Source organism: Streptacidiphilus melanogenes (genome assembly GCF_000787835.1).
Taxonomy (GTDB): Bacteria; Actinomycetota; Actinomycetes; order Streptomycetales; family Streptomycetaceae; genus Streptacidiphilus; species Streptacidiphilus melanogenes.
Genome location: NZ_BBPP01000001.1, coordinates 101,026 through 112,463 on the forward strand (window position 1 = coordinate 101,026; position 11,438 = coordinate 112,463).

Genomic DNA, 11,438 nt, shown 5'->3' on the forward strand with positions numbered 1-11,438 from the left:
CAGACCTCCGTGCAGCAGGATCCGTTGTTTGACTGATGCGTCAGTTAGCCCGCTGGATGCGCCCAGTGTCAAGGGGAGTCTTGTGTCTGACTGATGCGTCAGTAGGATGATCTGTATGACGGACGAGGACCGGCGGGGAGCGATCCTGGAGGCCACCTGGCAGCTGATCGCCGAGCGGGGCTTCCACGCCGTGCGGATCAGCGACATCGCCAAGGTGTGCGGCACCAGCACGGGCACGGTGCACTACTACTTCCCGGGCAAGGACGACGTGCTGACGCAGGCGCTGAAGCACTGCGTCGAGCAGGCGTTCATCCGGCAGAGCCGGGAGCTGCGCGCCATCGACGACGCCCACGAGCGGCTGCTCAAGCTGATCGACATGCAGCTGCCCCGGACGGGCCGGGTGCGTGACGAGTGGTCGATCTGGCTCCAGTACTGGGCCGAGGCCGTGGTCCGGCCGGAGTTCCGGCCCGCGCACAACGAGTTCTACGCCCGCTGGCACCAGACCGTGGTGCGGATCGTCCGGCGCGGCCAGAGGCAGGGCGTCTTCCGTGCGGACGTGTCGCCGGAGGAGCTGGCCGTCCACCTGACCGCGCTCACGGACGGCGCCGCGATCCAGGTGCTCACCGGTCGCCCCGGCATGACCGTCTCGGTGATGCGGGAGCTGCTGATCGGCTATGTCCAGCGGGAACTGCTCGCCGACGGGCGCACCTTCCCGGAACCCGCATGAGCGCGGACGCCGCCGCGCAGCCCGAGCCCCGGCCGCACCCCGAGCGGCCCCAGCCGCAGCCCGGCGCCGACCACGACGCGATCCGCCGCAACCTCGCCGCCTTCCCGCGTCGCTCGGCCGTGGGCGAGCGTGCCGCCGCCGTCGCGGTCTGCGTGCTGCCGTCGCCGACCGGGCCGCAGCTGCTGATGATCAAGCGCGCGGCCCGGGGCCGCAACGCCGGGCAGTGGGCGCTGCCCGGCGGCCGGGTCGAGCCGGGGGAGACCTCCGTCCGGACCGCCCTGCGTGAACTCGCCGAGGAGACCGGCGTCGAGGCCCCCGCCTCCGCCGTGGCCGGCCTGCTGGACGACTACCTCGCGGGCACCGGCTTCGTGATCACCCCGGTCGTGGTGCTGCTCGACGCACCGCCCGCGCGGCTGCGCCGCTGCCCGCGCGAGGTGCACTCGCTGCACCGCATCCCGCTCGCCCGGCTCTGCGACGCGGACGTGCCGCGCTGGCGGGAGACGCGCGACGGCGGCCGGCTGCTGCAGATGCCGCTGCGCCGCAACATGGTCGTGCACGCGCCGACCGGCGCGCTGTTGTGGCAGTTCCGCGAGGTGGCGCTGCTCGGTCGGCACACCCGGGTGAGCGATCTGGACGAGCCGGAGTTCGCGCGCACCTGAGCGGCTGCCCGAAGGCAGCGCTTGCCTTCGCCCTCCCCCGTGCCGCTCGGGGCAGCACCGGCGCGCTTCCGCAACGTTTCGGGCATCTCTTTCCCTTCAGCCTTGACACGACTTCATCCCATTGGCTCTGCTTGAAGTTCAGAAGTTGTATTCAAGGCCGAAAGCAGGCCGCGAACAGGTCTCCGCCGCAAGGGCGCGGGGAGGATGGATCGATCATGTCCGTGGAAACGCCGGGTTCACAGTCGTCGCTGCACCGGGCCAACCTGGAGCGTGTGCTCCGGGCCGTCCGGATGGCCGGATCGCTGACCCAGGCCGAGATCGCGCGGAGCACGGGGCTCTCCGCCGCGACGGTCTCCAACATCGTCCGTGAGCTCAGCGAGGCCGGGACGGTGGTGGTCACGCCCACCTCCTCCGGCGGACGCCGCGCCCGCAGCGTCTCGCTCAGCGCGGACGCGGGCATCGTGGTCGGCGTCGACTTCGGCCACTCCCACCTGCGGGTGGCCATCGGCAACCTGGCCCACCGGGTGCTGGCGGAGGAGAGCGAGCCGATCGACACCGACGCCTCCGCCGACCAGGGCTTCGGCCGCGCCGAGCAGTTGGTGGCACGGCTGCTGGAGCAGACCGGCTTTCCCGCCGAGAAGGTCATCGGCGTCGGGCTCGGCGTCCCCGGGCCGATCGACGTGGAGACCGGCGCGCTCGGCTCGACCGCGATCCTGCCGGGCTGGACCGGCATCGCGCCGGCGCAGGAGCTCTCCCGTCGCCTCGGCATGGCCGTGCTCGTCGACAACGACGCGAACCTCGGCGCACTGGGCGAGCTGGTCTGGGGCGCCGGCCGCGGGCTCTCGGACCTCGCCTACATCAAGGTGTCCAGCGGCGTCGGCGCCGGCCTGGTGATCGCCGGGCAGATCTACCGGGGTCCCGGCGGCACGGCCGGCGAGATCGGCCACATCACCCTGGACGAGGCGGGCCCGGTCTGCCGCTGCGGCAACCGCGGCTGCCTGGAGACCTTCGTCAGCGCCCGGCACATCCTCGCGCTGCTGCAGCAGAGCCACGGCGCGGACCTGAGCATGCCGAAGGTGGTGCAGCTGGCCCAGCGCGGCGACCTCGGCTGCCGCCGCGTGATCGCGGACGCCGGCCGTCAGATCGGCACCGGCGTCGCCAACCTCTGCAACCTGCTGAACCCGCGCCGGGTCATCCTCGGCGGCGACCTGGCCGAGGCGGGGGACCTGGTGCTCGACCCGATAAGGGAGTCCGTGGCCCGCTACGCCATCCCGAGCGCCGCGCGGCAACTGTCGGTCGTGCCCGGAACGTTGGGCGGAAGGGCTGAGGTCCTTGGAGCCTTGGCGTTGGTCATGTCCGAAATGAGCGATTCCAACGCATTGACCACGGGGTGATGTCCGCATTCCGGGGGCTTGGTTGCCGCCATGTCTTCAGGAAGATAACGAATGGATTCGGATCGCCTGTTCATCGACTTTAATTATTGACGTCAGCCTGGGGTGCGGGGTTGACTCCTCACACCTCGGTCGCAGTGTGGCGACCGCGTCAGGGAGGCACCCCAAACGATGAACAGCACTCTGCGCCGCACGGTCGTGGTAACCACCGCCGTTTCCATCGCGCTCGGCCTGGCCGCTTGTGGCAAGGCCGGCAGCTCCAACGCCAGCTCGTCTTCTTCCTCCAGCTCCGCCGCCGGCGGCTCCCAGGCCATCGGCCTGCTGCTCCCCGAGAACACCACCACCCGGTACGAGCAGTTCGACAAGCCGCTGTTCGAGGCCAAGGTCAAGGCCCTGGCCCCGAACGTCACCGTCCAGTACGCCAACGCCGGTGGCAGCGCCCAGACCCAGGCGCAGCAGGTCCAGACGATGATCAACCAGGGCGTCAAGGTCCTCGTGATCGACGCCCAGGACTCGGCCCAGATCAAGGCCTCCGTCCAGGCCGCCCACGACAAGGGCATCAAGGTCGTCGCCTACGACCGCCTGGCCCAGGGCCCGGTCGACGCCTACGTCTCCTTCGACAACGAGAAGGTCGGCGAGCTGCAGGGCCAGGGCCTGCTCCAGGCCATGGGCTCCGCCGCGACCGCGTCCGCCAAGGTCGTCGAGATCGACGGCGACTCGGCCGACCCGAACGCCGCCGACTTCAAGAAGGGCTTCACCACCGCCGTCCAGGGCAAGGTCGACATCGCCTACGACGCCTCCGGTCTGTGGAAGCCCGACGTGGCCGCGCAGAAGGCCACCGCCGCCTTCAACCAGCTCGGTGCGAAGAACGTCGCGGGCGTCTACTCCGCCAACGACGGCATGGCCGCCGGTATCGTCACCTCGATGAAGAACGCGGGCGTCAAGGCCCCGATCGGTGGCCAGGACGCCCAGCTCGACGCGGTCCAGCGCATCGTGGCCGGCACCCAGGCGTACACGGTCTACAAGGCCTACAAGCCGGAGGCCGAGGCGGCCGCCACGCTCGCCGTCGACCTGCTGAACGGCCAGTCCATCACCTCGGTCGCCACCGCCACCAAGACCAGCCTCTCCGGCAACACGGTCCCGTCCGACCTGCTCACCCCGGTCCTGCTGACCAAGGCGAACATCAAGGACACCGTCGTCGCCGACGGCCTCTACACCGTCTCGCAGATCTGCACCTCGGACTTCGCCACCGCCTGCAAGGCCGCGGGCCTGCAGTAAGAAGTCCGGACGTAGTCCCGACGACTGGTCAGATATCCGCCCGCACACGGGATTCCCGTGTGCGGGCGGACGCGGGACATTCCATTCAAGGCTTTACGCACGACCTCGCAGGCGCCAGGGCTGGCGCGGCATCCCACCCGAGGCACCGGGTGGGGAGAAGGAGTTGGTTCACGTGACAAGCGCGCCCGTACTGGCGTTGCGCGGAGTCTCCAAGCGGTTCGGCGCCGTCCAGGCCCTGACCGACGTCGAGCTGGAGGTCCACGCCGGAGAGGTGGTGGCGCTGGTCGGTGACAACGGCGCCGGTAAGTCCACCCTGGTCAAGACCATCGCTGGGGTGCACCCCATCGATGACGGCCAGATCGAGTGGGAGGGACGCCCGGTCCACATCAACCGGCCGCAGGACGCCCAGCACCTCGGCGTCGCGACCGTCTACCAGGACCTCGCCCTCTGCGACAACCTGGACGTCGTCAACAACCTGTTCCTCGGGCGTGAGTTGAAGCGCCGCGGCACCCTCGATGAGGTCGCCATGGAGCAGAAGGCGCGCGAGCTGCTGGACACCCTGTCCATCCGCATCCCGTCCGTCCGCATCCCGATCGCGTCCCTGTCGGGTGGACAGCGACAGGTCGTCGCGATCGCCCGCTCGCTGATCGGCGAGCCGAAGATCGTCATCCTGGACGAGCCGACCGCCGCGCTCGGCGTCGAGCAGACCGCGCAGGTCCTCGACCTGGTCGAGCGGCTGCGTGAGCGCGGCCTCGGCGTCATCCTGATCAGCCACAACATGGCCGACGTCCGCGCCGTCGCGGACACCGTCGCGGTCCTGCGCCTCGGGAAGAACAACGGCACCTTCCCGGTGCAGCAGACCACGCAGGAGACCATCATCGCCGCCATCACCGGCGCCACCGAGAACGCGGTGACCCGACGCGCGGCGCGCACGGCGGAGGCCGCGAAGTGAGCAACCACACCAAGACCACCTCGCCCACGATGCCGGGCCCGGCCGTCGACCCGCGGCTGCTCCAGCGCGAGTCCGGTCTCTCGGGCTACCTCAACGAGTTCGTCCGCAAGGTCCGCGGCGGCGACCTCGGCTCGCTGCCGGTCATCATCGGCCTGATCGTCATCTGGCTGGTCTTCAGCCTCAACGACGGCAAGTACTTCGCCGCCTCGACGGCCGAGTTCATCGCCTACTACATGGTCGGCATCGGCCTGCTCGCCGTCGGCCTGGTCTTCGTGCTGCTGCTCGGCGAGATCGACCTCTCGGTCGGCGCCGTCAGCGGTCTGGCCGCCGCCGTCTACGCCGTGCTGTCGGTCAACGAACACGTCGACCCGTGGCTCTCGGTGCTGCTCACGCTGCTGACCGGCGCCGCCATCGGCGCGCTGCACGGCTTCATCTTCGCCAAGATCGGCGTGCCGGCCTTCATCGTGACCCTGGCCGGCTTCCTGGCCTGGCAGGGCGTGATGCTGTGGCTGCTGGGCAACTCCGGCACCATCAACCTGGACGACAAGGGCCTCAACCACTTCCTCTCCGGGAACTCCTACTTCCTCGGCGGGGACATCTCCGGCGCCTACATCCTGGCCGTGCTCGCCGTCGCGTCGCTGCTCTTCGGCGGCTTCAGCGAGCAGCGCCGCCGCCGCTCCTCCGGCGTCCCGTTCAAGCCGACCAGCGAGATCGTGCTGCGCGCGGTGCTGCTGGCGATCGGCGCCTTCGGCGCGGCCTACGTGCTCAACCAGGCCAGCGGCGTGCCGAACGCGCTGGTGCTCTTCCTGGCGCTGCTGATCGTCTGCGACTTCGTGCTGCGCCGCACCAGCTACGGCCGCAAGATCTTCGCCGTCGGTGGCAACATCGAGGCGAGCCGCCGCGCCGGTATCTCCGTCCCGGCCATCCGGATCTCCGTCTACGCGATCTCCGGCACCTTCGCCGCGCTCGGCGGTCTGGCCATCGCGGCCACCACCAACGCGGCCGGCCAGGCCGGTGGCGACCCGAACAACCTGATGATGGCCATCGCCGCGGCCGTCATCGGCGGCACCTCGCTCTTCGGTGGCCGCGGCCGGGTCTGGTCCGCCCTGCTCGGCATGCTGGTGATCGAGTCGATCAACGCCGGCCTCTACATGCTCGGCCTGACCCTGGACATCCAGTACATGATCACCGGTGGCGTGCTGCTCGCCGCCGTGGTCGTCGACTCGCTGTCCCGGCGCACCCAGAAGTCCTCGGGACGCGCCTGACGTCCCGCTCGGGGGGTGGCCCGCACCGCCGGCCATCCCCCGAAAGGACGCGCGAAACGCCGTCCGCCCTCCGCAACGTGTTCGGTTCTCTTGAGGGGGAGAGCCGGTCACGGGGCTGACGGAACGCAAAATGACCGCCCGGCACCGATACCGCTCCGGTGCCGGGCGGTCGCGCGCGTGCAGAGGACAACTAGACTGAGCGGACTTGGGCGTCCACGGCTGCCCGGGTGGGAGAGGGCACCGGGCGAAGACGCCCGGCGCCGGACAGAGATAGAGGAGGAACGGGTGGCCCTGCTGACCCGCATTCGGGGACCGCGCGATCTGGACCGTCTCAGCCCGGGACAGCTGGCCGTGCTGGCCGAGGAGATCCGTGGCTTCCTGGTCGAGGAGGTCTCGAAGACGGGCGGCCACCTCGGCCCCAACCTCGGCGTCGTCGAGCTGACCCTCGCCCTGCACCGCGTCTTCGAGTCGCCGAAGGACCGGATCCTCTTCGACACCGGGCACCAGTCCTACGTCCACAAGATCCTCACCGGCCGTCAGGACTTCAGCCGCCTGCGCAGCAAGGGCGGCCTCTCCGGCTACCCCTCGCGCAGCGAGTCCGAGCACGACGTCATCGAGAACTCGCACGCCTCCACGGTCCTCGGCTACGCCGACGGCCTGGCCAAGGCCAACCAGCAGCTCGGCCACGCCGACCGCACGGTCGTCGCCGTCATCGGCGACGGTGCGCTGACCGGTGGCATGGCCTGGGAGGCGCTGAACAACATCGCCGAGAGCGACCGCCCGGTCATCATCGTCGTCAACGACAACGAGCGCTCCTACTCGCCGACCATCGGCGGCCTGGCCAACCACCTCGCCACGCTGCGCACCACCCAGGGCTACGAGCGTTTCCTGTCCTGGGGCAAGGACGCGCTGCAGCGCACGCCCGTCGTCGGCCAGTCGCTGTTCGAGACCCTGCACGGCGCCAAGAAGGGCCTCAAGGACTTCATCGCCCCGCAGGGCATGTTCGAGGACCTGGGCCTGAAGTACGTCGGCCCGATCGACGGCCACGACGTCTCGGCACTGGAGTCGGCGCTCAAGCGCGCCAAGGGCTTCGGCGGGCCGGTCATCGTGCACTGCATCACCCAGAAGGGCCGCGGCTACCGCGCCGCCGAGCAGAACGAGGAGGACCGTTTCCACGCGGTCCCCGTCATCCACCCCGACACCGGCCTCCCGGTGAAGACGGCGGGTCAGGACTGGACCTCCGTCTTCGGCGAGGAGATGGTCGCCATCGGCCGCGAGCGCAAGGACGTGGTCGGCATCACCGCCGCCATGCTCCACCCGGTCGGCCTGGCGCCCTTCGCCAAGGAGTTCCCGGACCGCATCTACGACGTCGGCATCGCCGAGCAGCACGCCGCCGTGTCGGCCGCGGGCCTCGCCACGGGCGGTCTGCACCCCGTCGTCGCCGTCTACGCGACCTTCCTCAACCGCGCCTTCGACCAGGTGCTGATGGACGTCGCGCTGCACCGGTGCGGCGTGACGTTCGTACTCGACCGAGCCGGTGTCACCGGCTCGGACGGCGCCTCCCACAACGGCATGTGGGACATGTCGATCCTTCAGGTCGTCCCCGGCCTGCGCCTGGCCGCCCCGCGCGACGCCGACCAGCTGCGCGCGCAGCTGCGCGAGGCCGTCGGGGTTGAGGACGCGCCGACGGTCGTCCGCTACTCCAAGGGCAACGTCGGCCCCGCGGTCGCGGCCGTCGGCCGGGTCGGCGGCATGGACGTCCTGCGGGACGGCAGCGTCGACGGCGCCGACGCGGACGTCCTCATCGTCTCGGTCGGCGCGATGGCGCAGACCTGCCTCGACGCGGCGGAGAAGCTCGCCGCGCAGGGCATCGCCGTGACGGTCGTCGACCCCCGCTGGGTCAAGCCCGTCGACCCCGAGCTCGCGCCGCTGGCGGCGCGGCACCGCGCGGTCATCACCGTCGAGGACAACGGCCGCGTCGGCGGCGTCGGCGCGACGATCGCGCAGGCCCTGCGCGACGCGGGCGTCGACGTCCCGCTCCGGGATCTGGGGATCCCGCAGGAGTTCCTCGACCACGCGACCCGCGACGAGATCCTCCAGGAGATCGGCCTCACCGCCGAGGGCGTGGCGGAGAAGGCAGCCGCCCTCCTCGCCAAGGTCTCCCTGGACCCCGCGACGGTGCTCTGAGCTCTGGCGCGCGATTGAGTTGCACTCTCCAGGGGCGCGGGACGTGGCTGACAAGCGGCTCCGCCGCGGGGCGCGACAATCCCCCGGCCTTCGGTCGGGGGTGCCCCCGTCTGACGGGCGGATGGTCCCCGACGTGCAGGGCCATCCGCACCGGTCGGTTGCTCGCGCCCTGCGGCGGAGCCGCCTCCTGAGCGGGTCCCGCGCCTCTGAGGTGGTGCTTCTCGCCGCGGTAACCCTGCTCGTCCACCTTCCCGCGTTCACGCGGGCCTTCTGGAACCCAGACGAGGGGTACCTCGCGACCGAGGCGCGGATGCTCGCGCACGGCGGGACGCTCTACGTCGACGTGGTGGACCGCAAGCCGCCGCTGTTGCCGTGGCTCTACCAGGGCACGTTCGCGCTCCTCGGTTCGGACTCGCTGTGGCCGCTGCGCGTCCTAGCGGTCCTCGCCTGCCTTGCGACGGCGCTGTTCACCGCCGCCGTCGCCCGCCGCCGCTGGGGCGACGCGGCCGGGACGGTCGCGGGGCTGCTCACCGTGCTGCTCAGCGTCGCGCTCGCGCCGGAGGACACCCAGGCGGCGACCTTCGAGGTCTTCATGCTGCCCGCCACCGCCGCCGCGTTCTGGTGCGCGAGCACCGGACGCTGGGCCGGTGCGGGGGTCGCCGCCGCCCTCGCGGCGATGGTGAAGCAGACCGGTGGAGTGGTCCTGCTCCCCGCCCTCTACCTGCTGTGGCGGGACGACCGGCGCTCCGGCGCCGTCCTGCGGCTGGGCCTCGGCTTCGCCGTCCCCGTCGCCGTGCTCGCCCTGCTGACCGGCCCGAAGAACTTCCTCTTCTGGGTCGTCTCCGGCTCCGGCGACTACGCCTCGCTCGACGGCGCCTGGGCGACCGCGCTGGGACGGGCCGCCGGGAACGCCGGGATCATGCTCGCCGCCGTCGTCCCGGCGGTGATCCTGCTCGTCCGCCGACTGCGGGTCTCGCTGCGCGAGGACGCCGACGTGTGGCTGTGGCTGGCCGGCTCCGCCGTCGGCGTCGTCGTCGGGTTCCACTTCTTCGGTCACTACTACCTCCAGCTCGTCCCACCGCTGGCCCTGCTGTGCGCCGGGGCCCTGCACCGGGCCGCCGAGCCGCGCTGGACCCGGGCCGCGCTCGCCTGGACGGCGGTCGCGGCGGCGGTCTTCGTCGCGCTCGGCCTGACTGCGTCGACGCAGCCGGTGACGCGGGTGCGGACGGTCGCGCAGGCCGTCGACGCCGACACCGGCCCGCAGCAACGCGTGCTGGTCTGGGGCATGCACCCGGAGATCTACTGGCTCGCCGACCGTGCCCCCGCGAGCCGCTATCTGACCGCCGGGCTGCTCACCAACTTCGCCGGCGGCCGCGGCGGCAGGGGCGTGGGGGTCCAGAAGGCCGTGGCGGGCTCCTGGGCGACCTTCGAGCGCGAGGTGGAGCAGCACCCACCCGCGCTCGTCGTGGACGACTCCCAGGGCGCCCCGTACGCCCCTGAGGCCGTCCCGCCGATCCGGGATCTGCTCGCGGCCCGCTACGAGCGGGTCGGAACCGCCGGAGGCGCGGTGATCTACCGGTTGCGGGGGCGTTGACCCATGATCCAGTTGAAGCCTTCACACGTTCGCATGAGAGGCTGACCCCCGTCCGCCGAACTGAGCAGTAGGCCAGTCGGATACACAGCACGGACCGAGTAGTCGAGGACAGGTGGAAGTGAAGAGCTCCACGGACAACAACCCGCAGCCGGCGGGGGCGTCAGTTCGCAGGACGCCGTGGCGACGCTGGCTCGTGGCCGGCGGTATGGTCGTCGCGATCTTCGTGGTCGCGGGCCTGATCGGCTCCGTGGTGCGGGCCCACAAGGAGACCCAGCTGGCGCCTCCGGCCGGCGCGGTCGGCGAGAGCGCGCTGGCCGTCCCGGAGTACGGCCACGCGGCCGTCACCCTGACCGTCTACGAGGACATGCGCGACCCCGCGACGCTGGCCTTCGAGAACACCTACGGCGCGACCCTGCGCCAGCTGGTCGCCTCCGGCGTGGCCAACGTCTACTACCACGAGACCACCGGCGTGGACCGGACCCAGGGCGGCAGCGGCTCGCTCCAGGCGGGCAACGCGCTGGCCTGCGCGCTGGACGCGAAGCAGTTCCCCAACTACCGGGCGATCCTGCTGGACCACCAGCCGGCCGAGTCGGACGACGCGTTCGCGTCGAAGAGCAACCTGATCACCCTGGCCAAGAAGGTCAAGGGCCTGGACACCGACGTGTTCCGCGCCTGCGTGAACAACGGCGACCACAAGGTCTGGGTGCAGGACTCCACCAAGGACTTCACCGCGGCGAACCTGGGCGCGGTCCCAGTCCTGCTGATGCAGTCCGCGGCTGACGCCACGGCCGGCGGCGCCAACGCGACGACGCTCGTCTCCGCGACGCAGTCGCTGACCCCGAAGCAGCTTCAGGACCGCGTGCTGGCGGCGGCGGTCTCGGCCACCCCGACCTCGACGGACCTGCCCTCCGTCGCAGTGACCAACGGCGCGTCGGCGACGCCGTCGGCGTCGGTCACCCCGAGCACCTCGGCGAGCCCGAAGGCGAAGGCGGCGAAGGACAAGAAGAAGCCGACGGCGAGCGTCTCCCCGTCGGCCTCGGTCACCCCCTGACGCAGGCAGCCGCCTCTTACGGCGGCGCCGCCCCCCTCGAAGGCCCCGGCCCCCGGCCGGGGCCTTCGGCATGCCCCGGAACCCCGCCCGGCCAGTCCGGGGGGCCGCCACGGGGCTGAGCAGCCGAACACCCGCCGGGAGGCCGTCGCGCATGCGAGCCGGCAGGGCCGGAACGGGCGGTCCGGGCAGGCCGCTGGGTGGCGGCAACTGACGGGCCGACTCCGGGCCTGCCCCGGCTGCCGAGGCGGTGGACGCATCCCGGCCGTCAGGCTCGGTTGGTGGTTGCTCTGGCATCGGGCTGCGGGGCCGGAGACCCGGCGGGAGGCTGCGGCGC

The 11,438-nt window shown here is 71.4% G+C and carries 9 protein-coding genes; all 9 read left to right on the top strand.

The window, feature by feature from the left end; all coding sequences use genetic code 11:
• Positions 1–115 precede the first annotated feature (115 nt).
• The 9 genes from TR49_RS00450 to TR49_RS39525 all read left to right on the top strand — a co-directional run bounded on the left by TR49_RS00450 (position 116) and on the right by TR49_RS39525 (position 11,104).
• The gene (locus TR49_RS00450; protein ID WP_236653151.1) at positions 116–727 is read left to right on the top strand and encodes a TetR/AcrR family transcriptional regulator; all 612 of its coding nucleotides are present in this window, start codon (positions 116–118) and stop codon (positions 725–727) included.
• Positions 724–1,386 (top strand): NUDIX hydrolase, encoded by a 663-nt coding sequence (locus tag TR49_RS00455; protein WP_084724419.1) that lies wholly within the window; start codon positions 724–726, stop codon positions 1,384–1,386. Before TR49_RS00450 ends, TR49_RS00455 begins: the two co-directional genes overlap by 4 nt.
• A 221-nt stretch (positions 1,387–1,607) precedes the next feature.
• Positions 1,608–2,780: an ROK family transcriptional regulator gene (locus tag TR49_RS00460; protein WP_152627016.1), complete on the top strand. Its 1,173-nt coding sequence runs from the start codon at positions 1,608–1,610 to the stop codon at positions 2,778–2,780.
• Between the two features lie 168 nt (positions 2,781–2,948).
• On the top strand, positions 2,949–4,055 hold the full coding sequence (locus TR49_RS00465; RefSeq protein ID WP_042375920.1) for a sugar ABC transporter substrate-binding protein: 1,107 nt from the start codon (positions 2,949–2,951) through the stop codon (positions 4,053–4,055).
• Positions 4,056–4,218: 163 nt separating this feature from the next.
• Entirely contained in the window at positions 4,219–5,007 is a 789-nt protein-coding gene (locus tag TR49_RS00470) for an ATP-binding cassette domain-containing protein (RefSeq protein ID WP_174501528.1), read from the top strand.
• 29 nt (positions 5,008–5,036) lie between these two features.
• Positions 5,037–6,272, top strand: a complete 1,236-nt coding sequence (locus TR49_RS00475) for a sugar ABC transporter permease (RefSeq protein WP_084724457.1) — start codon at positions 5,037–5,039, stop codon at positions 6,270–6,272.
• A 285-nt stretch (positions 6,273–6,557) separates the two neighbouring features.
• Positions 6,558–8,459, top strand: a complete 1,902-nt coding sequence (gene dxs / locus TR49_RS00480; RefSeq protein ID WP_042375922.1) for a 1-deoxy-D-xylulose-5-phosphate synthase — start codon at positions 6,558–6,560, stop codon at positions 8,457–8,459.
• Between the two features lie 214 nt (positions 8,460–8,673).
• Positions 8,674–10,053 (top strand): ArnT family glycosyltransferase, encoded by a 1,380-nt coding sequence (locus tag TR49_RS00485; RefSeq protein WP_236653152.1) that lies wholly within the window; start codon positions 8,674–8,676, stop codon positions 10,051–10,053.
• A gap of 118 nt (positions 10,054–10,171) precedes the next feature.
• Positions 10,172–11,104: a DsbA family protein gene (locus TR49_RS39525; protein WP_152626998.1), complete on the top strand. Its 933-nt coding sequence runs from the start codon at positions 10,172–10,174 to the stop codon at positions 11,102–11,104.
• Positions 11,105–11,438 lie beyond the last annotated feature (334 nt).